Annotated in this window: 18 protein-coding genes; 3 read left to right on the plus strand and 15 right to left on the minus strand. The window is 31.8% G+C overall.

The genetic code is table 11. The features are described from left to right. Window positions 1–7: 7 nt before the first annotated feature. The 8 genes from BUC03_RS13980 to BUC03_RS14015 all read right to left on the minus strand — a co-directional run bounded on the left by BUC03_RS13980 (window position 8) and on the right by BUC03_RS14015 (window position 11,000). Window positions 8–2,383: a leucine-rich repeat domain-containing protein gene (locus BUC03_RS13980; RefSeq protein WP_073153435.1), complete on the minus strand. Its 2,376-nt coding sequence runs from the start codon at window positions 2,381–2,383 to the stop codon at window positions 8–10. Window positions 2,384–2,388: 5 nt separating this feature from the next. Next, window positions 2,389–2,763 carry a hypothetical protein gene (locus BUC03_RS13985; protein ID WP_073153438.1) on the minus strand — a complete coding sequence of 125 codons (375 nt, stop codon included), beginning with the start codon at window positions 2,761–2,763 and terminating at the stop codon, window positions 2,389–2,391. A 259-nt stretch (window positions 2,764–3,022) separates the two neighbouring features. Further along, window positions 3,023–3,637, minus strand: coding sequence for a DUF1444 family protein (locus tag BUC03_RS13990; protein WP_084112982.1), 615 nt, complete (start codon window positions 3,635–3,637; stop codon window positions 3,023–3,025). A 194-nt stretch (window positions 3,638–3,831) separates the two neighbouring features. Continuing rightward, window positions 3,832–4,533: a hypothetical protein gene (locus BUC03_RS13995; RefSeq protein ID WP_073153441.1), complete on the minus strand. Its 702-nt coding sequence runs from the start codon at window positions 4,531–4,533 to the stop codon at window positions 3,832–3,834. A 4-nt stretch (window positions 4,534–4,537) separates the two neighbouring features. Then, complete coding sequence (locus BUC03_RS14000; RefSeq protein ID WP_073153444.1) at window positions 4,538–5,053, minus strand: GNAT family N-acetyltransferase; 516 nt, start codon at window positions 5,051–5,053, stop codon at window positions 4,538–4,540. A gap of 71 nt (window positions 5,054–5,124) precedes the next feature. After that, window positions 5,125–5,451 (minus strand): hypothetical protein, encoded by a 327-nt coding sequence (locus BUC03_RS14005; protein WP_073153447.1) that lies wholly within the window; start codon window positions 5,449–5,451, stop codon window positions 5,125–5,127. Window positions 5,452–5,462: 11 nt separating this feature from the next. Next, the gene (locus BUC03_RS14010) at window positions 5,463–5,876 is read right to left on the minus strand and encodes a hypothetical protein (protein WP_073153450.1); all 414 of its coding nucleotides are present in this window, start codon (window positions 5,874–5,876) and stop codon (window positions 5,463–5,465) included. Between the two features lie 120 nt (window positions 5,877–5,996). Next, entirely contained in the window at window positions 5,997–11,000 is a 5,004-nt protein-coding gene (locus tag BUC03_RS14015; RefSeq protein WP_073153452.1) for a DUF4132 domain-containing protein, read from the minus strand. 218 nt (window positions 11,001–11,218) lie between these two features. On the opposite strand from BUC03_RS14015, the gene BUC03_RS14020 reads away from it, so the two are divergent. Both BUC03_RS14020 and BUC03_RS14025 read left to right on the plus strand, forming a co-directional pair. Continuing rightward, window positions 11,219–13,732, plus strand: coding sequence for a leucine-rich repeat domain-containing protein (locus BUC03_RS14020; RefSeq protein WP_073153455.1), 2,514 nt, complete (start codon window positions 11,219–11,221; stop codon window positions 13,730–13,732). Between the two features lie 78 nt (window positions 13,733–13,810). Continuing rightward, window positions 13,811–16,324, plus strand: a complete 2,514-nt coding sequence (locus BUC03_RS14025; protein WP_073153458.1) for a leucine-rich repeat domain-containing protein — start codon at window positions 13,811–13,813, stop codon at window positions 16,322–16,324. Window positions 16,325–16,396: 72 nt separating this feature from the next. Here BUC03_RS14025 and BUC03_RS14030 read toward each other — a convergent pair whose 3' ends face one another. Beyond that, window positions 16,397–16,573 carry a histone H1 gene (locus BUC03_RS14030; RefSeq protein WP_073153461.1) on the minus strand — a complete coding sequence of 59 codons (177 nt, stop codon included), beginning with the start codon at window positions 16,571–16,573 and terminating at the stop codon, window positions 16,397–16,399. A 310-nt stretch (window positions 16,574–16,883) separates the two neighbouring features. Here BUC03_RS14030 and BUC03_RS14035 point away from each other — a divergent pair, with 310 nt between their 5' ends. Then, window positions 16,884–17,936, plus strand: a complete 1,053-nt coding sequence (locus BUC03_RS14035; protein ID WP_073153464.1) for an ArsO family NAD(P)H-dependent flavin-containing monooxygenase — start codon at window positions 16,884–16,886, stop codon at window positions 17,934–17,936. A gap of 153 nt (window positions 17,937–18,089) precedes the next feature. Here the strand turns inward: BUC03_RS14035 and BUC03_RS14040 are convergent, their stop codons facing one another. The 6 genes from BUC03_RS14040 to BUC03_RS14065 all read right to left on the minus strand — a co-directional run. Beyond that, complete coding sequence (locus BUC03_RS14040; protein WP_073153467.1) at window positions 18,090–18,740, minus strand: toxin-antitoxin system YwqK family antitoxin; 651 nt, start codon at window positions 18,738–18,740, stop codon at window positions 18,090–18,092. Between the two features lie 20 nt (window positions 18,741–18,760). Continuing rightward, window positions 18,761–19,537 (minus strand): YHYH protein, encoded by a 777-nt coding sequence (locus tag BUC03_RS14045; RefSeq protein WP_073153470.1) that lies wholly within the window; start codon window positions 19,535–19,537, stop codon window positions 18,761–18,763. Window positions 19,538–19,561: 24 nt separating this feature from the next. Further along, on the minus strand, window positions 19,562–20,566 hold the full coding sequence (locus tag BUC03_RS14050) for a YHYH protein (protein ID WP_073153473.1): 1,005 nt from the start codon (window positions 20,564–20,566) through the stop codon (window positions 19,562–19,564). Between the two features lie 136 nt (window positions 20,567–20,702). Next, complete coding sequence (locus BUC03_RS14055) at window positions 20,703–20,987, minus strand: CREC-EF hand family protein (RefSeq protein ID WP_234971636.1); 285 nt, start codon at window positions 20,985–20,987, stop codon at window positions 20,703–20,705. Window positions 20,988–21,252: 265 nt separating this feature from the next. Then, window positions 21,253–22,119, minus strand: coding sequence for an outer membrane beta-barrel protein (locus BUC03_RS14060; RefSeq protein WP_084112984.1), 867 nt, complete (start codon window positions 22,117–22,119; stop codon window positions 21,253–21,255). Between the two features lie 10 nt (window positions 22,120–22,129). Continuing rightward, on the minus strand, window positions 22,130–23,704 hold a 1,575-nt coding region (locus BUC03_RS14065), incomplete at its 5' end, for a T9SS type A sorting domain-containing protein (RefSeq protein ID WP_143159207.1).

Consider the following 23,704-nt stretch of genomic DNA (forward strand, 5'->3'; position numbering starts at 1 on the left):
TCAAAAGTTAGGCACTGGCTTCTTTGCTAAACTCTTTTTTCAATTCTGTATAACCTGGCGTTATTAAGTTGTTGTATTTTTTTGGATTCATATTATATCCGTCAAAACCAGAGATGTAATATTTAAGTTCTTTCAGTTGTAGTTTCTGAAAATATTCTGGTACGGCATTTTCAAACTTACAACCATCAATATCTAAGCGTTCTAAATGGGGTAAATCGGCTATCCAAGTAGGTAAATCTACAAAGTCATTTCCGCCTAAGGATAAGGTTTTTAAAGTTTTAATCTGCTGAATGTATTCTGGTAAAGCGTCGTATTTGTGTCCAATTAAAAATTCGGTAAGCTTTAATTCTGTAATACTTTCAGGAATGCTATTTACGTTATCACTAATGCCCAAAAGGGTTAGTTTTTGTAAAGCTTTAAACTGATTTAATTTCGCATACCCTTGCATTCCAAATTGGTAACTTAAGGCAATATATAACGATTCTAAAGCCGGAGCTTCTAAAGTTTCCAGTGTTTCAAAAGAGGTATAACTTAAATCTAAAGCTTTTAAATTCGGCAACGTTACTTTAGGAAACGTAGTTGAAACGTCATAATGTGCCATATTTAAGCCCTCTAAATTGGGCATATTTTTAATAATAGATTCTAAGTTGTCGCCTTTATAAAAATCTAATTTAAAATATTTTAATTGAGGCGCAGGTTTAGACGTTAAAAGCACAAGACTAGCTTCGTTATTATCTAAATGTAAATGTTCTAAATTAGTACAATAGTGAAGTACATTTTGAAAATGACCCGTATTGGTATAAGCCTTTAGAGTAGCCAATACTTCCGGTTTTGGCAAGTATTGTATTAAGTCTTCTTCTGTGTTTTCGCATTCATTAATACCCGAAAAATGAAGTGTTTTCGCAATTAGGTTACTAAATAACATTTTAGGATTTTCAATCGCTAAATTCCCAAAATAAGCCTGTTCTGTTTCTAATAATTTTTCAGAAGCAACATATTCTTGTATGTCGAATACGTGTAATTCTTTAATTTTAGAAGGTAAATTAGCAGCATTCAATATTAATTCACGACAACTATTGAAACTTACATAGTCTAAATGTTTCAGGTCTTTTAAACCTTCAGGAATACTTTCTATGCTGGCGCCATACAATTTTAAATAATTGAGTTGCTTACATTTTTCAATATCTTGAAACAAGGTCTCCATTTGGGTTCCTTGATGAATATCGATAGCTTTAAGTGTTGTTAATTGTCCGAAACCGAGCGTTACAGCAGAAAAATCTGTGATGTATTGAATAATTATTTTTTCTAGATGCGTAAAACGTTCTGGATGCGATAATATGTAGTTTAAGATTTTTACATCTCTAACTAATAATTCTGTATTTAAAATTGGCGCATTTCCGGGTACAATTTCTAAACCATCATCTAAAGTGATGTATTCGCAGCTCTTGGTAAATATTTGATGGTCTGTGATGGTTTTAATTAAAGGAATGGCTTTAAACTTAAGAACAAAAAGCTTATCTAATTGATGGAATCCGTTAGGAATTTCAATAAGATTTGGACATTTAAATAAGTTGAATTTTTCAAGGTTTACAAGTGTAGAAATACTAGCGGGCAGTTTTGTGAGGTGCTCTAGTCTTATAAAATCTAATTCTTTTAAACTCGAAGGCAGTTTAAGTTGAGACGTGTCTTTTAAATTGACTTCGTAGAAACCTAATTCTTCTAATTTGGTGAGTTTTTCTAGCTGAAGCGATGCTTGAAAATCCGTTTCTATGTCACTTAATTCTAACTCTTTTATGTTTTTTAAAGACCAAAACGATTCTGGAAATGAAGCCAATTGTGGTAACTCCAAACTAAGCTTTTCTAAACGGTTTAAATTTCCAATATGGCTAGGTAACTTCTGGTAATCGCCTTCAATTTCTAAAGCTGTTAAAGAGGTAATATCACAAATTTCTTTTGGGAAACCGTTGGTAAACACATCTTCTATTGTTAGATGGGTAATACCGTTTAAACTTGAAATAAGATCAGGTTGCTTTTCAAGTAGTTCTGCAATCGCCTCATCTCTAATAGAAAGTCTTGAAAACTCTAGCATAGTATAAAGTTTCCCGACAGGAAACAATGGGTCTTTAAGTCCGAATTTAAGTAAGGTGCCTAAAACCTTCCCTGAATTTTCACCATCTTCAGGCAGCTTATTTCGGGTATTAAAAGCAGCATTAAGTTTTGGTGTCCCAAAACGCTCTAAGGTTTCTGTAATTTCTGCAACTATATTTTCGTCTCTAGAGATTTTTCCTACTAGAAAAAGCTCGTATAAAAAGGCTTCTGGGTATTTGGGTGCAGTCTTTACATTTTTATAATAACTACTAAGATATTCTATTTTAAAATCCATATTTTTTATACTGCAATACGATTAATAGCTTCCATTCTTTTTAAAATAATAGGCACAAACAAGGCAAACTTAGCATTAAACTCTTCTTGAGTTTTGGCAGTGTTTAAATTGCTCCCCATAGATATCCAAGTATTGTAAAGCGCTTCTTCCCTATTCTCTTCTTGTGTATCTATATTTAAGGCTTTAATTATATGAAAGTTTTCATCTTGATTGTAAAAGCCTGTTTCTCTTACAATTTCAAAAACAAGTTCAAAAATGCTTCTGGTATCTAATAGTTCACTTACTTTTATTTCTGATTCTTTTGATGTACTTATGGCATCAAAAACATCTACCATTAAATTTTGTACTCTACCGTTAATACTAAAGTCTAAATATTTCATTTTTAATCGTTTTAATTTTTACTGTAATGCTTATTAAAAGGTTATAAATACCCCTCTCATTTTGCATTTTAATAGAGTTTAAAATTATAAAAGCACCTTGTTATTTTTATCACGGGATTCAGCCATTTAAGAATTTAATTATTACGATTCATCTACTAATTTTTTTAATTTTAAGAAATAAAAAAAAAGATACTTACAACTATGTAAATATCTTTTAAAGAAGCGTAATTGCTATTAAAGCAGCTTTTACTTTATATATTTATAATGAAATATGCCCAACAATAGCACCATCTTTTACAACAAAAAGAGCATTAATGATGGGAGCATTTCCAAAACTATCGTCATTCCAAGTATGGTTGTGTAAGTAAACAAATTTGTTCACCGTATCTTCATCGGCGGTTTTAGAGATCACCATCATACAAGAACGTCTTGGAATTGAAACTAATAATTCTTCGGCTTCTAACATAGCGTGCGCTTTTAACATATGCGATTTAGAAAGAATACGTTCACTAGAAAAATCATTTCCGCTAGAGGCAAGAGCTTTATTGTTAAGTGCTTCAACAAATTCGAAATCTGTATGATAAGCTTCTAAATTGGTAAAAGCCTCTTGGGTAATCTGTTTAGCATCCATAGTCTCTAAATGCTGTTGCGTTAAAAATACAAAGTTGTCTGGTGTATCCATACCGTACCCAATCACAACTTCAGCACCATCTGCAGACGGAATTAAAGTAGAACTCAAAGCCCCAGCTTTTAAGCCAACCCAGTTGCCTGGTTTTAAAATTGGATAGATTTTTTTATCGCTATTTTCAGTTTGTTCTACTATTTTAGCTATTTCTTCTGGTGTTTTTTCTGGGCCGTAAATTGTACTACTCATAAGATTGTATTTTATTGTGTATTACAAAACTAGAGAAGCCTTTCAATCTATTTCTCACGGTATTCAGCCATTTAAAGATTTAATGGATTATTTAAACAAGTTTTTTAAATGATAATCTTATAGAAAAAGTTCTGACAGATAAATAGTACGTTTTAGTTATATAAGAGAATTAGCGGATGAAAAATTGGAGTTATTTATGGACAATCTAATGACGATATTAAATACTGTTGGTCTTTATTTTTAATAATTGAGATACTACGAGTAATACCTCTCCCTTTAAAATCGTATTTGTTGTCAGTCTTTTTTATAAACTCAGGCATTAAAATAAAATTTCCTTTTGGAGTGACATCAATTTTAGGATTATGAACAGGCAATTGGTGATAGACTTCAGGTAGTGTCATATACTTATACAAGCAAGTATGCTCAAAACAATCTCCAAAATTAGTGTAAGTATGGATTACATTTTCATAGGTGGTTATTTCTTCTTCTATTTCGTATTCGTGGTTATTAAATACTTCTATTCTCTTATTTGTTGTTTTTTGTATAATTTTTCCTTTAAAATCAGGAATACTTATATCCTCATAAATAGGCTCTAACTTAGGTTTAAATCTTGTCAAATCTGAACTGTGAATAAACCCTGAATATATTTGATTTTTTACTTGAACAAAGTTGCCGGTAAGCTGAAATCTAGTCCCAATATATATGGTTTGACTTATTTTAAGCGTTTTATTTGCTAAAATGCTCTCACCAATTTTAATGTTTTTAATAACTTTAGAATCTAAGGTAGGTTTTTCATAAAGATTTGCTCCAAAAACATTGATGACAAAAAATATATTCTCATTATTTTTTTCTTCGGAAGAATGATGCTTACTGCTTTTAATTAATCTACGGATCATTTTTTTAGTACTCTAAATACATAATATGATTGGGATTAGTATGCGTTTCTGATATTTTAAAATCAAAAGCGCCTACAATTTTAAATCCCATTTTTTTATAAAATTGAATTGCTTTTTTGTTTTCTACCCAAACGGCAAGCCAAATGCCATTTTGTTTATTTGCTTTAGATAGTTTTACATTAAAATTAAAAAGTTCTACGCCTAGTTTTTTTCCGTGAAAAGTTTCTAGAAGATAGATTCTATCTAACTTGGTAATTACTGAATCTTTTATGTTTTTGTTGGTCGTATTTAATATGATTTTTGAAAATCCAGCAATAACATCATCACAATAAATCAGGTGATAATGTACATTATCATTTTCAAACTCTTTAATAATTAATTCTTTACGATAGGTTTTAGAGATGTAATCTTCAATATCTTTTTTGGAAGCACTATGACCGTGAGATTCAAAAAAAGTTTGCTTTCCTAGTTCTGCAATTAAATTGGAATGTGTGGAATTTGCTTTTATAATTTTAACCATTACAATTTGTTTTTCTTTTTATGTGAAATAACATTTTTTGGTGAAATTATATTTTATTTCTTCGAAACAATTTAATTCTCATCTAGAATTAAAGTTTCTAGCATTATAGTTTTAGTATCTAAAATTTGAAAGCTTCCAGCTCCCGAAATTTGTTTTGTAAATAACTGATGATTGTCGTTATAAGAAACGCCAGTATTAACATCAAACGTGAAGGCTGCATTTTTAAATTTAAAGTTCTTTTTTGTGCTGTTTACTAAGATATTGATAGAATTTAACGTCACATCCCAATAGCTAGATGCAGTGTTTCCTAATTCTGATTTGGCAAGTAAATTTCCCCACGTTTTATTAGAATTTGAAATTTGATTTGCCAATTGGTCTTGTATCTTTTTGGTAGTCATTATTTTAAAGTTTACCAATACGTACCGACTAAAAATGTCATTCTGATAAAAGCAATAACACTTTCTGGTGTTAGTTGTAATGGTTTTTTTACATCGGTTATTTCCTCATCGTCTACAAAAACCACGAATAAACCATCTTTAAAAGCAAGTAATACATTCTCTATGGCTTTGTCTAAATTTGCTAAATCTGTGTTATTAATTTCTCCAAAGTCTACTTTACCGCTTTGGGCTTGTTCTTGAATTTCGGCTGGTGTTAAAAATCCAATCACATTAACTTCTAAACGTTTTTTATTAAAAGCTTCCACTTGGTTTTTTACACAACCAATTAACAATTCTTCCAAGTTTTTTGGTGTTTCTTCTAATGTAAAAGGGATTTGTTTGACCTTTTTTTTACCTAATCTTTTAAGTTGTAACGTAAGTTCCATTGGTGTACGTGTGTTTTGCGTTAGGGATTGCCGTGGAAAGCCCACAGTGCGACAGCACGAGGACTTGCAACAGAAAGCCCGCCCTCACCTAAGTGAGGGAACGCCTTAATGCTGTTAAAGTTAGCTATTTATTTGTGCTAAAATGGTTGGGTCTTGAATTTTATTATCTTCGGAAAGTAATTTCATTTTAGAAATAATTTCTGCCGATTTTGGGTCGTCGTCTACAAATGGCAAGAACATACGTCCGCGATGTTGGCTGTGCACCGGAATAATAGATAATGCTAATCCGTTTTTGCTCACCATACCGCTGCCTAAATGAATGCTGTATTCGCCAAGTTTTCCTTTAATAAATACGTGACGCTCTTTAACCGTAATGTTAGCAAGCTTGAATAGTTTTGCAGATTCTTCGGCTAATGCTGCACGCATTTGCATTGTGCTATGGCTAGCTTCTGGGTCTACACCACCCACGTGAGCCACGCTAACTACTAAGTCGATATCTCGCATAATTTCGCTAAACACAACTTCTGGAATTTCGGTTAACGGAATTCGCTGATAGGTGTCTATTGCGTGGAAACAGATATCTTCTAAGGTTGGTGCTTCTGCCTCTGAGGGCGAATACCAATCTGCCATTGCATACATTGTGGCAATGAAACCACGTTTGTGATATACTTTTTGCAATCCATCTTCCATACTTACCGTCCAACCACGACCACGTAAAAGTGCTACGGTTTTTTTAGGTTGAATCTGGTAACCTTGGTAACGTTCTGAGCGGTTGCTGTGTTCGCGCTCATCGTCTGTAATGAGGTACAATTCTCTAAACACTTGTTTAAATGGTTGCACTAAACGTTCTGCAAATAGGTGTTTTTGATACGTATCCCATTCTACAGTTTTGTATAAATGAGAAGCGTGAGCTATACGTAACACATCGGTTTCTGCCAATGCGTGTGTTTTTCCTGTTGGATTGGTTAAGACACCTTCTTTGTAAAATCCTGTAATTTCTTTTTCTGGAACGTACATTACCAATTTGCTAAGAATAGCTTTAACAATGGGATGCTGCATCATTTTTTGAATTTCTGATGCTGTAAATTCATCTTCGTTTACCATTGCATTTTCTAGAGATAAACGCGTTCTGCTATATTGTCTAGACAGATAGGTTTTATGGTCTTTTAAAGTAATAACTTGCTTGTCTTTGCGCAATTTAGCAGGAATATTTTTTAGAGATTTACCCGCTTTAGTCACTTTTATTTCTGCTTTACCAAGCTCGTTTATTATAAGTTCTATTTCTGTTACTTCTATGGTGATTTTAGCATTCTGCATAATGGTTTGTGTGGCTTTTGCCTCCATAGCCCAACTAAAACGTACACGGTCTGTATAGCCTGCCGTACGCGATAAATTATCTAGTGCAATTTCTACAGCAATAGCTTCACTCTCTTGACGTTGCGCACCAAACTGCTTACTTTCTTTAAGGAAGTCTTGCAATAAGTTGTAACGCTTTAAAAGGTCTTTTTCTGGTACGGTTTTACTTAACGGAATTAAACCTAAAGCACGCACATAATCTTTATCGCGCTTGTCTTTAATTTTCTTCAACGTTTCGGTAATTTTAACTTCACCAAGCATAACACTAGAATAGAGTTTTACTTGACGGTGTCCGTTACCATCAGAAATATATTTGGCCGCATCGTGAAGTAATTTCCAATTAGATTTACCAATGGCTGTATACACTTTATTAAACCAATCTACATCTATTGCACCAAGAGCAAAATCACTTTTAGGGATGTTAGAATAGCGTGAAATAATGGTTTCTTTCTCCGAATTCATATAATCTGAAGCGTGAGCCTGGAACCACCAAACGGCACTTTCTAAATTTTCTAGACCTAGATATTCGCCCACAACACCTGTCCATTGCGTAGCATAACACGCCAACTCTACCAAGCGTTTTTTAGTGATTTTAGAGGTATCTGCCAGTTGAGCAAAATCGGCATAACTTTCGGTATCTTTAAAGGCTGTTTTCTTTAAAATATTGCTGAAAATTGTTTTTCTGCTATCGCCATAATAACTGTAACCGCGCTCAAAATTATCTTTACCTAAACGTTCTAATATTCTGAATACATAATTTACACCTTCTACACGATGAATCCCTGACATATATCCTGTAGCCGTAGTTGTTATATCGCCTCGTTCTAATTCGGTCTCTAATAAATTAGCTTTTAATGGCTCGATAACGTGTTTAGGAATAGAGCCACGTTCTATTAATTTATAATTCATTCTATAATTAAACCCGCCATCCATAATCACCATTAACTCGTGTGAGTTTAAGGCCTGAAAACGTAAATCGTCATCATTAATTAAACCTGCTTTATAAAGTTTTAAAGTGACTTCTAATTTAGGAAAAGGCACAACACCAGGTCTTTTCTCCTGTTCTGTAATCACTTTAACGTCTGTAGTAGCTGTAGGATGATTAATATCTTGCGCCACTAAATACATATAAAGCCCCCAATACCTTTGTAATTGTTCTGAAGATAAATAGTCTAAATTTGTATTGCTTAATCCTGGTGCTAGTGGTAATACCACATTGGCCCAATTATAAGTCTTGGTATTGTAACGATAATTAGAAGACTGAAACTGTACGAGTTTTAGATTATTAGGGAAATTGGCAATCATATCTTCCATCACATCTAATTTAAAAGAAATGATGGTTTTCATATCTGTATACACTTTAGCCAAACGTCTTAAAATGGTTTCGTACGAATCTGAAGTGGTATAATATTGCCTAGCATCACCTAAATTTAAACCGTTTAAATCTGGATAATATTGTCTTGCAAAAGGCTCTAAATCTTTATAGTCTCCAAACGGATTATTACGATTAGCGATATAGCGAATGGCTGCATACATTTCAAAATCGTTAAGTTTACTTTGCTCGTACCAAGCAATCCAAACCTCTGCCAATGGGATATTGTGTAAGCGTTCTTCTGCAGTTGCATTATCCCCTAAATTTTTAATATCTCTTATCCCTTTTGCTATATAGGTAGTTGCTATTTCGCCTTGGTAAACTTCGGTTTGATATTCGTGATTTTTATTTTGGGTTACTAAATCTATAAGCCCATTTACTTCTTTTATAATTTTGTTGGTATCTATAAATTCTTTGAACTTGAATTTAGAAGATTCAGATAGTGAAATGCCCAACTTATCAAAGAAACTCGTCTTCGTTTCAAAACGAGATACGGGCTGATATAGTGGCGTTAAATTATCGTAATCTATGGCGCCAAAACCATTACTATAGTTAAATTCTTCTGCATTTTCTGAAAACTTATCTAGGTAAACTTGTTCGTTTTTAGTAATTTTTGGACGCGCGTTATATGTTTTAATCTGTTCTTCAACAAAATTAGATTGCCTATTACTATCGTGTAAAAGGGTTAACAATTCTAAGCCTGCTAAACGTTGGTCTATACTTTTTGAAGTTACTAGATTAATAGTAGTATTTCTTAAATCATCTACCGTTAACTTTAGTATTATTTGTAGTAATGTAGTACGTAAATTTTTATGTTTTCGTTTTAACAAATCTTCTACAATTTGTAAATCTTCTTCGTACAAATGCATTCTACTAAATAAATTGAGTCCGGTAGCCATTAATATTTCATTTCTATTACAAATGATAGTTCTGGCTAAAGCACGTTTCCAATTATATTTGTCTAAATTTAAACGTTCTCTTTTTTCTGCATTTAGATTTAAATTATAAAACGAATAGCTATATTGTTTAGGGTACACTTTACGTATATATTCTTCTCTAAACTCTGTAGGGAATACCTCTACATCTTTAGCCATTAACTCTAATTGTGCTTCTGTAGCGCTATAAATTAAAAAGCGAAAGAAGTAATAAGAAGAAGGTGTAAAACTCCACCACGAGAATATTTTACTCTCAAAGGTTTTACCTTTTTCTTCTGCTGTTTTGGCAACCTCTAGCAATTTTTGAAGAGTAGTATCATCTAATGGAGTTTCTGGTAAGTTTACCGCCAACCAATGGTCTACAGCGTAATCTTCGCCTAAGTGTTCTGTAAAATAAGGCACTAAAGCATCATTAGTTCTATCTGTTTTACTAATAAAGTATAAGGCTAGAATTTTTTTGTGACGATCTTTAGACTCCAACACAATATCTATTGCCTTTCTATTAGCCGTGTCTACATCTAAAATTGCAATAGACCACAACCCAATCAAGACTTCTAAATTATCTTTACTTTTTAAGTAAGTATCTACGTCTTTTACATTTAAAATTAACGTGTGTGCTAATTCTAGCACACGATTAATTACCGATTTTTTAGGCGTATCCCAATTTAATCCAAACCACGCGCTTACTGCTTTGGTAACACTTGTAAAACGCGTAAGGTCGTTATCTAAAACAACCTTAATCATATATTTTAATGCACTAAGTCCCGCTTCGTCTAAAGACTCTAAAATGGTTTGTCTTAAGCCTTCTTGACGTTGTGCTGCCAATAATAACTTGGCTACCATTTCCCAGTGTTTTTCTTCTTTAGAAAACAACAAGGCTTTAATAATGTCTGAACTTATTCCTCCAACTTCATCTTCTCCCTGAATAATATCGTCTAACAGTTCATCAAACATTCCATTGCCGTTATGGAGTAAAGTAGCTAGAAAATAACTATTTCCGTGCGGGAAATAGGTGCTGTATTGAAAATGTTCTTGTAAAGATAATCCGCCAAAACCTTTTCTACTTAAACTTAAGAAATGTGTAAAAACTTGAAGTTTATTACGCAATGTATCTTCCGTTTTTACAGACCTAAACGCTTTTCTATTATAACCTTTTTGGTAAGGTAAAGTATCTATAAAGTCCCACATATCTGCTAAGTATGGTGCTTGTATAATACCAAATAATTGCATCCCTAAACGCATTCCTTCTTCGTTACGCCAAGGGTTATTATTAATGGCATCTTCAGAAACCGCAATGTAATCTGTAGTGGTATAATAATCTCTTCTTTCGCCTTTATCAATGCGACCTAAAATTTTAGCTAGTACTCTATAAGGCTCAGAAAATGCACGAAATTCAAAACGGTCTACTTCTGGTTTTCTATGGATGTGAATATGCTTTTCAGCTTCTTCTATTGGAATCATATCTTATTGTGCTTAATCTCTTATTTAAATGTAAAATATTAGCCTATATAAACAGGCAATATTGGCTTGCAAGATAAATGTAATCTTAAATTTTGAACTCACGGTATTTAGTGATTTTTTCTATTTATGGATTTTTTCGGCTTGTAATATCACAGAATACAGTGACAAATAACACTGTGTTTTAAAATAGGTTTGTAAAACCAAAATTAAACTGCCTTATGATATTTGCTAAACACGAACTTGGTTTCAATTTTAATAATGATGAAGAATCTTTTGAAAAAATTAAAGGATGTGAAAATTACCCAGAAGATTTTTATTACGAGATTTTTGTACTTGCTAAATCTACTAAAAACAAGCAGATTAGAACCGAATGTGCCAATATCATAAAAAAGCAGGCGCCAGAAGCTTTACAATTAGCTTTTAAAAGTCGAAAAAAAATTACGCTGATAGAAGATTCTTCTTCTTTTGACAAGAAGCTGATTGCTATATTGGAGTACGGTGTACTCTCCGAAGACTTAGACCTTTGTAAACTATACACACTTGTTTGTAAGCGTTTATCACTTTCCATTACATATTCAAAAAAAGAAGTGGTTCAACTTTTTATAGAAACACCACGTCTTTTAAGTCAGTTTAATGGTATTAAAGAATTAACAATTAGCACCTCTAGACAGAAAGAAGGTTTTAGTAGCGTTGTAAACAACATCACGCAACTTACCTCATTAGAAAAACTTGAGCTTGAAACTGATTATAAATATATACCAGAAGAACTAGAGCGATTAGTTAACTTAAAAGAGTTTATTCTAACAGCACCTAACTTGGTATGGATTCCCGTAGGAATAACCAAGTTAAAAGCACTTAAAAAGTTGGAGTTTAGGGGGAGTTTTCCTTATGGTGAAGACGAGCCTAACCCTAACATAGTTAACTTTACTTGGCTTACAGAACTTACCAGTTTAAAGCATTTAAGAATAGGTTCTTTTACGGTACAAGATCTCTCTGCTGTAGAGCTTCCGGCAAGTTTAAAAGAATTAGAGTTTTTTAGGCTAGAAAATATAACCGCTTTACCAGATACACTTGGTCACTTGCCAAAACTAAAAACATTAAGGCTAAGTGGTATGAGGGAGCTAGAACAATTTCCTGCATCTGTTAGTGAATTTAAAACCTTAGAGGTTTTAGAAGTTATTCATTTATCAAAATTAAAGAAAGTTCCAGCATCTTTTATTTTTGGACCAAATATTAAACGTTTACTTGGTTTGTATACAGAGTTTATGCCTTATGGTGAAACACCTATAACTAAGCTAAAAAGAATCGTTTTCACAAATCCAGAGCTTCTTAGTTTTGTATTAGATAATGCCTTGTCATTTACTAATTTAAAAGAGATAGAAATTATCTGTGATGCACCAAAAAGAAGAAGTACACATACGTTTTCTGCATTTAAAAAACTTAAAAACCTTAAGTATAAGTTAGCACATCATTTAGAATGGGTTTTAGAGGATATTCACGAATGTAAAAAGCTAGAAGACGTTTTTATTTATGGTTTATATAATAGAGCTGATGCTGAAATAACGAACGCTGATGTTACTAATTTCCCTCAAGCATTTTCTAGAGTAAAGCATTTACAAACCTTACGCGTACAAAGTGCAAAAGCACTAGTTTTAAATACAGATTATTTACCTATAAAGACTGACAGTCTTACCATTACAGATATAAAAGTCATTGAGCCAGGTGTAGAAGATTTTGAGGTAAATCATATAAAAGTAATAGGTACACCTATTACTGCATTGCAAAAATTTTATTCGGTCATACGTGCTAAAAAAATTAAGTTAGACGATGTAAACAGTGTTAAAAATGAGACTTTAGATTTTGATAATTTTAAAGACCCTGAAAGCTTTAAAGATTTTATATTTAATAGTAATGTAAAAGATTTAGACAAGGCATTAAAAACACTTTGTAATTTACAATCACTAACCATTGATTTTAATAAAGATAATGCCGAACAAAACAACGGTTTAACCGCTTATACGCACCATAATTTAAAAAACTTAACCATTAAAAATTTTAATGGTGACACTAGTGTTATTAAATTATTATTAGAGCGTACGCCTCATCTAGAATTTTTAGAAATTTATGAGTGTGTAGGACTTGCAGACTTACCTAAAGTTACTTTAAACAAACTAAAAACACTGAAATTATTTTATAGCGATGATATACAGTCTATAGAAAACTTAACAGTGCCCAACATAGAACTCTTTAAAGTTTTATCGTGTGACAATTTTGGTTACGATGCTATGGTTACGGCATCGCATTGGAAAACGCTTAAATTTCTTTGGTTAGAGCACATTAGTAGAGATTTTGAAACCTACCCGGAGACCATTGCAGACTTAAATTTAGATACCTTTTTTATTGATGGATTTTTAACTAAAAGACAAATACCAAAATGGATAGGAAAAATGAAATCCTTACGAGTTCTAGGAATAGAGCAGTTTTATTATTGTCCATTACCAGAAGAATTAGCCGAATTAACCCAATTAAAAATAATGAGCATTAGAGGGTGTAATTTTACAGAGCAAGTGTCTGATAAATTTAAGAATCTGAATTTAGAGGATTTAATTTACAGGTATTCAAAATTTAATGGAAACAATATGAAATCGTCTAAATTTTACGCATTAGCTGCAAATAAAATATTAAAAGAAGATTTTGATAACAGATATGAAAAATATGATCTGTACTGTTAAAGAAATTTAAGCACAACGTATCGCAACCCAAAACTCTGTTTTCAAAAGAAATTTACACTTTAAAAATTAACGATTACTATGCCAAAACTAATAGAAACCCCTGTTTTTGATTTTTTTGAAATTGACAAAACTTATGACGTTATTAAGACCTTTAAAAACTTCCCAGAAGATTTCTATTATGAAATTTTTGTAATCGCAAAAACAACCGCAGATAAAAAAAATAGAACAGAATGTACTAACATCATAAAAAAGCAAGCTCCAGAAGCTTTACAAGTAGCTTTTAAGAGCCGAAAAAAACTCACCCAAAAAGGAGGAATAAAATCTGTAAACGCCAGACTCATTTCTATTTTAGAATATGGTTTGCTATCGGAAGATTTAGACCTTTTTAAGCTCTACACACTGATTTATAAAAAACCAGAGCTAGCTTTATATAGTTTCTCTAAAGCATTTATAGATAAATTACTAGAACATCCGGAACTTTTAGGGCGTTTTAACGGTATTGAAACATTGAAAATTGGTTTAAAAAATGAAGGCTCTATTTACGATGCAGTTCTTAACGAGATACCTAAACTTACAACCTTAAAAAAAATAGAAATTGAAGGAGAATTTGAACAGTTGCCAGAAAATTTAGGCGAACTTATTCAGCTTAAAAAAATGTTGCTTACCCTGCCAAATTTAAAGCAAATACCAGCTTCTATAATACATTTAAAATCTCTAAAAAAGCTTACTATTAAAGGTGCTTATCGCTTTGGTAATCGTAATTTAAATACACATTTAAAAGATTTTTGTTGGCTTGCAGGTCTAGACCAATTAAAGGTTTTAAAGTTACATTATGTAGGTGTTCAAGATTTATCTCAAGTCACATTTCCATCTGCTATAAAAGAAATAGAATTATTTGGTTTAGACGAGCTCACTTCGTTACCTGAAAATTTGAGTTATTTAACCAAATTAAAACGGTTTAGACTAATGTCGGAAAGCATCCCTACTTTGCCAAATGGTTTTGAAGATTTACCCAAATTAGAAGCGTTTGAACTTATTGCTCCTAAAATAGATACCATATCTGCAGTTTTATTTTTTGGAGATGCCTCTAAACCTAAATTAGTTACAAAAATTGGCAATAGTAATATTAACATTGCTCCAATGACTGCCGAATCTCAACAAGAAGTGATAGACATAAACACCCCTAAACTATTTAACTACGTACTAGATAACGCAGCGTTTTTCCCTCATATAAAAACCATTACAGTTAATTGCGAAGCACCTGAAACGAAACACCAACACAATTTAGCTGCATTTACAAGTTTACAACACATTAATTATAAGCTTGAGCCTAATTTTGAATGGATTTTTGATGGTCTTAACGCTTCTAAAACTATAGAGACCATTACCATCTTTAAAAATACTTCTTATGCAATACCTGTTAATGAACAACCGAATTTAGCGGTGATTCCGGAAGGACTTTCAGAACTAGAAAACTTAAAACACTTAACCATTCAATTTGATAATCATTTGGTACTACATACCGATGTTTTACCCAAACAAATGGAACAACTTACCCTGAAAGGCCTAAAAGAAATCACTGCAGGACAGACTATTTTTACTGCAAAAAATGTGTATGTAGAACATACGCCAATTACAAATTTAAAGTCGTTTTATAACCTTATTAATGCAGAAAATTTAGACTTAGGTAAACTAAATTCTTTTGTAGAAGACGATTCCGATTTTACATTCTTAAAAAAGCCTGAAACAATAAAAACCTATCACTACAGTGGTCCGGCTAAATATGTAGAAGGCTTATTAAAAGCTTGTCCAAATTTAGAAAGTTTGACACTAGATTTTCCTGAAGATAAGCCAGCGTATTGCAAAGCACTTTCGGCTTATAAAAATTTGAATTTAAAAAAGTTAGAAATTCAAAATTATAAGGGAGATAGCGTGGCATTAAAAGCATTATTAGAGCAAGTTCCTAATTTAGAATATTTAGAGTTAAGAAGCTGTGATGGACTTACTGAGTTTCCGAATGTAAACTTAGAGCACTTAAAAATTATGGTGTGCTTTGAATGTGATATACAACGTATTTCGGGTTTAAATGCACCACAAATAGAAGCCTTGAAAGTGAGTTTTTGTAAAAATTTTGATTATGATGCAACATCCTCTGTAGCACAGTGGAAAACCTTAAAATATCTTTGGTTAGAACACATTAGTGATACAATGAAGTCCTACCCAAAAGCCATTTCAAAATTAAATTTAGAATCTTTTTTAATCACTGGAAAATATAGCGAAAGACAAATTCCGGAGTGGATTGGCACGATGACAAGTTTACGGGTTTTAGGTATAGAAGGTTTTAAGCAACCGGCGTTACCAGAAGCATTAGCCGCTTTAACCCAACTTAAAGTTTTAAGTATTTCTGGTTGTGTGTTTTCTGAGCCAGTTTCTGAAGCTTTTAGAACACTTCATTTAGATACTTTTATTTACTGGACATCGAAGTTTTCAGGGAGTAATATGAAATTTGAAATTTACGAACCTTTGGTGGGAAAATTGGTGCCACAAAGATATTTTGAAGATAAAGACCGTTATGGTCCTTTTAAAAAATAATTGGTAATGAATAGAAAACAGATATAATATAAAAAAACTCCTCTTTAAAAATTAAAGAGGAGTTTTAGGTAATTATTTTTTTGATTCAGCAACAGAAACCTTACGGAATTCTTTTAAAAGCTTTTCTAAAGCTAAAGAAGCTTTTCTAGCTCTTGTACCTGCTGCTTTATTTCCACTTTCTAATTGTGAATCTGCATCAGTTTGAAAAGATTCGTAAGTACTCTGGATGTTTTCAATAAGTTCTTTCATGTTTTTTGTTTTAAAATTTTATTTAAAAAAACGAAAATATAATTATTCCTATAAAAAACCCATTGAGAAGTCAATAAAATTAAACATAGTGTATATATTAACTATTTTTAATTGAAAAATAATTGTCAAAACTTATGATAATTAGAAAAAACTATTAAAACTGAAGAAGTACTTGGTATAAAATAAAATATCTTCTAGATTTTTAAATACATAAAAAACTAATTATGTAAATTTATACTTTAAATTATGAGAGTATAATTTATACCTCCACTACCCCACTTTAACAGTTATCTCCATATAAATTTATAAGATGAAAACATACGATATTATTATAATTGGTGGTGGACAAGCAGGATTGTCTGTTGCCTATTTTTTAAAACGAAGTTCGTTAAGTTATTTAATATTAGACAATCAAAAAGAACCTGGAGGATCTTGGTTAAAAACTTGGGATAGTTTAAAACTTTTTTCTCCTGCTACTTATAGCTCATTATCTGGTTGGGCAATGCCTAAAACAAAAGGTGAATATCCTACAAAAAATGAATTTATAGATTATTTATCTGCTTATGAAAAACGTTATAACTTTAATGTAGAAAGGGATACAGAAGTTATAAAAGTAGAAAAAGAAAATAATCTATTTAAAACCACTACTAATAAAGGTATTTTTTATTCAAAAACTTTAGTAAGCGCTACAGGTACTGCTAAAAATCCCTTTATCCCTACATATCCTAAAATAGATGAATTTTCTGGGCAACAAATTCACTCTGTAAATTATAAAAATGCTAATGATCTTACAGATAAAAAAGTACTGATAGTTGGAGCTGGTAATTCTGGAGCTCAAATTTTAGCAGAAGTATCTAAAGTTGCAGATACAAAATGGGTTACATTAAATGAACCAGAATTTTTACCTGATGATATTGATGGCAGATATCTTTTTAATGAAGCAACACAAAAATTTTTAGGTAAAACAAAAAACACTTCAAAAGATACTAAAGTTTCACTTTCTAATATTGTAATGATAGAAAGTGTAAAAGACGCAAGAAATAGAGATGTTTTACACGCAGTAAGACCGTTTAAAGAATTTTATAAAAATGGCGTTGTTTGGGAAAATGGAGAAAAAGAAGAATTTGATACCGTGATTTGGTGTACGGGTTTTCAGGCAAATTTAAAACACTTAAAATTATTAAATTTAATAGAAAATAATAAAATTAAAACCGAACATACAAGATCTACTAAAGAACCTAAATTATGGCTTGTAGGGTATGGTAACTGGACAGGATTTGCATCTGCTACTATTTACGGTGTTGGTAAAACTGCTAGGCAAACTGTAAAAGAAATTACTAAAGAATTACTTCCTAATAATTAAAGGCGTGTAATAATAATACCCACAGATTTAAGTTTTACAAAAAGTATTTGGGGTAGATACTTTACATAAAAACAAAAAAACTATGGGTATTTATTGCTAAAAATCTAACAAATTAGCAACATCCTCTCAACCAAACTTACTTAATTAAAAATATTATTTATCAACTTGTAACACAATTTTCTCATCATTTAACTCATAACATGATTTACTTTTTTGTAGACCGTATCTTGCTCCATTTTTTACTATAAAATTTCTATAAAGACTTCCATTTTTTCTCCAAGCTTGCTGCAATCCCTCTAATTTGTCTTCTTTATAATTATATATATGTGCTAGATCACCATTAGCATACCAACTTTTTTGTAAACCTTCTTTTTGTTGATTATTATAATTGTATTCAAATTTTAAATTTCCTGTGTTCTCCCAATAACCTATATGTTTACCTACAGACAAACCATCTTTGTAATTTCTAATTTCGTATGGTTTACCATTTGGATAAAAACTTTGGTAGAGTCCATTTAATTTTCCATTAATAACAGAACTATAAGTTTTTAATTGATAACCCTTTAAAATTTTAAATACAATACCAGTAAAGGGTTTATTCTTGAAAAAATACTCTCCATTTACAAATTTCATATCTGGATTTGTAAAAGCTATTGTATCTAAATTAATAGTAGATAACTCATAAGTAGAATTTGAAGATAGTGATGAGTTAGTTTTTAATATTTTGTTATTAGTTATCTCTTTTTTACAAGAAAAAAAAGAGATAACTATAAAAAAAACTATTATTTTGAACTTTACTCTCAACAACTTAAATTTTAAAAACTTTATTCTGTAAAACTCCCTTTTGTTCCGTAATAAGAACCAGATTTAATAACATACAAACCTGATGTTGAATAAACCTCATTACTTACATGGTAATGATATATACCATCAGAAAAATCTTGTGTAACCCCAATATGCCCTCCATATTCATCTAAATCATCTGGGTAGCTTTCATCCATATCTTTACGTCCATAAATTGGGAAACCGTCTCTTAAAAAACCTATTAAATTAAAATCGTCTACAGTTAAGTATGTACCTTCACAGTGATAGTGATAATCTTCATTTGGGCCTGGGTGTGCTCCAGAAGAGTCAAAAGTACTCCAAGCATCTTCGGCTAATAATCCGCCTCCTTCATAATCATTATATATTGGCACTCCATTTAACGCCATCCCTATAGGTCCAAAATCTGTTTGCTCCTTTACACTAGCTTCTTCTGGAGTTGTAGGTATTGTCATTACATAATTAAATGCAATCATAGTAGTGTTCATGTTTGCATGGTTTGTTCCTGGAAAATCTTCATACATTTCGTGACCTTCTCCCCAATATGGAGTTTTATGATCTGGCAAACCAGTACTGCTTATAGAAATATCACTATCGTTGACTTGAACAGTAACACCTTCTGTATAATTATTGATAAAATTTGCTTGCACAACACTTGTTATATCTACACCTTCTGTTGTAGTAACACCATCATCTACAGCAATATCATCACTACTTGTACTAGTATCATCACACGCTATAAGTAATAGTATACTTAATGAATAAAATATTTTTTTCATATATAAATTTATTTATATGTTAGATTACTCTACTACATAAGCTCCTTTAAGCCCATTAATAAAATTATTTTTTCCTGCTTCATCTACGTGATAGTGATAACCTCTAATTGAGTCTGTATGTCCACGTAATTCATCTAAATCTGTTTCTGTATTTCCTTGCTCATCTTCTAATTCATAAATTCCAATTCCGTCTAATGCATACCCTATTAGAGCAGAATGCTCATCTGTTTGTTCTATTTTTGTGCTAAAACCTGTTGCTGCGTGGTAATGATAGCCTTGGTGTACATTTATATGACCGCCAGCATCATCAAACGGAGCAAGAGTATATGCACTTAAAATATTATCTGTGGGTGCTGGAGCAGAAAATTCTATTCCGTTTAATGCTACACCACGTGTGGATGGTATATTAATTTCTGAACCACCACCTCCGGCAGTATTAAAATAAACCGGCGTATCTTGTAATACAGGAGTAATGGGTATTAACCAGGTTTGGGTTACTTCTGTAATGTAAGCGGGTAAACATTCTACACAAAAATTGTTATACTCATCTCCTACATTTGGGTTTGCTGCATTAATACAATCATCTAGGGTAGTTGTAATATAAACATCTCCGTTACTATCATACATTAACCAATTAGAATCGTTATAAAATGTAGCCATATTTGCAATAAACTCTCCATCTACGTCATAAACTTCACCGTCTTCTAACCATATACCTCCTTCTTCTGCACTATCTGCAATGTTACTTGGGCACCAAGGTCCCATTTCATGATCTGAAGGCACACTACTAGTTACAATTTGGTAACAATCTGTTACTGTACCATCTGACAAAGTACAAGGCGTTACCGAAATTGTTAATGAGCTTGTTGTAAAATTTGACTCTTCTACATCTAATACTTCAATTTCTGTATTACTAGAATCTTCTTCTTCTATACTTGTCTCGTCACTAGAACAAGAAGCTAAAATGAAATAGGAAATAAATAAAATGAAAACACTTATTTTTTTAAATATTTTATCTTTTGATTTCATATCAATATGTTCTAATGATTAAGTATAGAATTTACCTGATGATTTATTTTGAGAATTAGTGATTAAAATTTAATAAAAGCTCCATAGTGGGGGTATGAAGCTTTTTACTAAATAAACAAATCAACTAATAAACATATTATCTTCCTCCTCTTTCTTTACGTTCTGGTTTAGGAGCATCTTCAAATTCTTTTTCTGTAATAAAACCATCTTCATCTGTATCTATGGTAGAAAAATTCTCTTTTAGTGGGCCTTTTACTTCATCTTCTGAAAGTTTACCATCTTCATTAGCATCCATCTCTTCTATTAATTTAGCAAATGTTGGTGGTTCTTTACGCTCTCCGCCTCTATCTGATTGTGCGTTAGAGTATGATACAAAAGCTAAACAAAATACAGCAACCATTACTATGTTCTTAAAATTCATCTTTTTCATTTCTATTAATTTTTAGGGTTATTTATATGATCAAAGATGGGCAATACTTTAATATAAAAAATGAAATTTCAGTCAATAGACGGTAGTTTTATGTGAATGGCGGATTGTAGCATATAAGTATATTTATTAAATAGGAATAAAAGTTTCTTTATAAGATGTCTGAATTTAAACTGCATAAAAAAACCAGCAATTATCATTGCTGGTTCTAAAATTGAATTTGTGGTGAATTAAATTAAGCTATATCAATTATTTTGCTTTAATACCCACCTAAAGCATATCTAAGCTTTATTCCGAAAGATTGTAAACGTGCATTTTGGGCTAGACCAGATTTAAATATACCTCCTAATGTATAATCACTTGGAGTATTTTGTTCATATTCTATTAATTGTTTTTGTGTGGAATCTGAACTTATACTAGCTATTCCATAATTTACAAAAAAACCAATATACAAATGCCTTGCATCTCCTACTTCTGCTTTTACTCCTGTTTCTAGCACCGTGCTATAAGACATATCCCAATCTAACTCTACGTTTTTCTGAAAAACATCACTAAATTCTCCAAAACCCATAAATATCGGATCAAATAACTCTACATTATACTGCTCATAATAACCACTAGTAGATAATTTCTCTACAGAACTGGTATAAGTAGAATTAAAGAGGATACCTATTTGCACTCCTCCTCTTATGTAAAACTTAGTGTCTCCATCTGTTTGAAACTGTAAGGTTAGAGGTATGTGTATAACATCAAGCTCTTGCTGCTCTTGGTAGTTATTAGCTACATATCTGAACTCAAAATCTTCATTTTCAAAATCTGTTGTTTGATAGCTACCACTTGTAGTATTTATAAGAGCGGTTGAACTGTATTTTTGATAATTTCCTTCTAGGTTAATAGACCATTGAGGGGTTAAATAATAAGCATATCCCACTCCTGCACTCCAACCTCTATCTTTATCTAAATAGCCTTGCGGTAAATCATAATCTAATTGAGAAAAAATTCCACTAGCATTAATAGAAAATTCACTCTTAATATTTTGTGACCACCCTTCAAGAGTAGTCACAAAAAACAAGACTATTATTACAAAATTGATAAAATTTGAATTATTTATATATAATGATTTCATGATTGTTGGTTTATTCTATGATCAATTTAAAGTTATATGTTTTATTATCTGCAGTACAGTTTACAATATAAACTCCTGTGGCTAAAGTTTCTGGTAACTTAACCGTGGTAAAATTTCTATCAGAAACCCAATGACCTACTTTAGCTCCTTGTAAAGAATATAAATTTATATTTAATAGCTCTGCTGAAGATATTTCTAAACCTTCTAACTCTATATTTAATACACTTCCTGATTCATTTGGGTTAGGAAAAATTGAAGCAGAAAAATCATGTTCTAATGTTATACTACCTATACAAGTTTGTAAAATATCACCTTCTGTAGTTTCCATACGTACATAGTATTCTGCTGAAGGATCTAATAAATCTAATGTTGAAGGCCCTGCAGAGTAATATTGATCTACAGATATAATTTGATCATCTTTATACCATTCATAAGCTACAAAACTATAGCCTCCGTTGGTAGAGGGATTATTATTAACCAGTAATACATTATCAAATTTCTGTTCTACTATGTCTGAAAAAGAAAACATTTTTTCTACCGTTATCAAATAAGTTTCTGTTGTACTTCCATCTTGAGAAGTAATAATTATCTCTTCACGATAAATACCAGGAATAGGAGTTTCTATAGTAAAATTATGAGAAGGATTTACACTTGCATTGGTTTCTGTTTCAAAAGTAACAGTAACAGCGTTAAACGCATCTTCACAAGCAATTAAATAATAAATCTCATTACTTGGTGAGCTATATACTTCATCTTCAATCTCAATACTATGCGCAGAAGCATCTCTACTATTAATCTGTAAAGTCTGCATAACAGAAGTAGCTGGTAAATAATTAGCATTACCTGCTTGGTGAGCAGTAATATCTACCAAACCAGAAGTTAATAAATCTACCCATCCTGTACTAGAAACAGTAGCCGGTGGATTGGCTGAAGTATAAGTATAGGTATAATCTACGGCTAACCCAGAACTTGCTATGGCTTGTAACTGAAAATCTGGATCGTCTTCTAATACCATTATAGCCAACGGATTAAAAGTAATGGTTTGTGGTGCTTGCTCTATGGTTAAAGTAGCAGTAAGCGTAATAGGATCACAATTTACAGCTGTAGCTGGTGGTGTAACTACTGCAGTTACCGTATAAATACCAGCGTCTGTTGCTCCATTGGTCGTAGTTCCGCTAGGAGAAATTGAATAAGTTACACTCGCATCTGTTGGTAAATTGTTAACCATAATACTATGTAAATTACCATTATAAGTTACTGTTTTATCATTAAATGTTACTACAGAAATTGGAGAAGCTAACACATTAATATTTTGAGTTTGCGTAGAAGAGTTTCCGTTAACATCGGTGTATGTCCAAGTGATTACCGTCGTACCTTGAGTGGTAATTGGGAATGTAGCATCGTTAGTTACGGTAACAATTCCTCCACAATTATCGGTAGCTGTAGTTTTAGTTACATCAGAAGCTAATACTTCACATTCCATTGTTACATCTGCCAAACTTGCTGCATCAGCAACTGGAGCAGTAACATCATCTACAATTACGTTTTGAGTTTGAGTTGAAGTATTTCCATTTCCATCATTATA

Source organism: Mesonia phycicola (genome assembly GCF_900141885.1).
Lineage (GTDB): Bacteria > Bacteroidota > Bacteroidia > Flavobacteriales > Flavobacteriaceae > Mesonia > Mesonia phycicola.

Bases quoted from the DNA above. Each gene is read 5' to 3' on its own strand.
- BUC03_RS13985 (WP_073153438.1), bottom strand. From the start codon at position 2,763: ATGAAATATTTAGACTTTAGTATTAACGGTAGAGTACAAAATTTAATG.
- BUC03_RS14050 (WP_073153473.1), bottom strand. From the start codon at position 20,566: ATGAAATCAAAAGATAAAATATTTAAAAAAATAAGTGTTTTCATTTTA.
- BUC03_RS13990 (WP_084112982.1), bottom strand. From the start codon at position 3,637: ATGAGTAGTACAATTTACGGCCCAGAAAAAACACCAGAAGAAATAGCT.
- BUC03_RS13995 (WP_073153441.1), bottom strand. From the start codon at position 4,533: ATGATCCGTAGATTAATTAAAAGCAGTAAGCATCATTCTTCCGAAGAA.
- BUC03_RS14020 (WP_073153455.1), top strand. From the start codon at position 11,219: ATGATATTTGCTAAACACGAACTTGGTTTCAATTTTAATAATGATGAA.
- BUC03_RS14025 (WP_073153458.1), top strand. From the start codon at position 13,811: ATGCCAAAACTAATAGAAACCCCTGTTTTTGATTTTTTTGAAATTGAC.
- BUC03_RS14045 (WP_073153470.1), bottom strand. From the start codon at position 19,537: ATGAAAAAAATATTTTATTCATTAAGTATACTATTACTTATAGCGTGT.
- BUC03_RS14000 (WP_073153444.1), bottom strand. From the start codon at position 5,053: ATGGTTAAAATTATAAAAGCAAATTCCACACATTCCAATTTAATTGCA.
- BUC03_RS14060 (WP_084112984.1), bottom strand. From the start codon at position 22,119: ATGAAATCATTATATATAAATAATTCAAATTTTATCAATTTTGTAATA.
- BUC03_RS14035 (WP_073153464.1), top strand. From the start codon at position 16,884: ATGAAAACATACGATATTATTATAATTGGTGGTGGACAAGCAGGATTG.
- BUC03_RS14055 (WP_234971636.1), bottom strand. From the start codon at position 20,987: ATGAATTTTAAGAACATAGTAATGGTTGCTGTATTTTGTTTAGCTTTT.
- BUC03_RS14005 (WP_073153447.1), bottom strand. From the start codon at position 5,451: ATGACTACCAAAAAGATACAAGACCAATTGGCAAATCAAATTTCAAAT.
- BUC03_RS14015 (WP_073153452.1), bottom strand. From the start codon at position 11,000: ATGATTCCAATAGAAGAAGCTGAAAAGCATATTCACATCCATAGAAAA.
- BUC03_RS14030 (WP_073153461.1), bottom strand. From the start codon at position 16,573: ATGAAAGAACTTATTGAAAACATCCAGAGTACTTACGAATCTTTTCAA.
- BUC03_RS13980 (WP_073153435.1), bottom strand. From the start codon at position 2,383: ATGGATTTTAAAATAGAATATCTTAGTAGTTATTATAAAAATGTAAAG.
- BUC03_RS14010 (WP_073153450.1), bottom strand. From the start codon at position 5,876: ATGGAACTTACGTTACAACTTAAAAGATTAGGTAAAAAAAAGGTCAAA.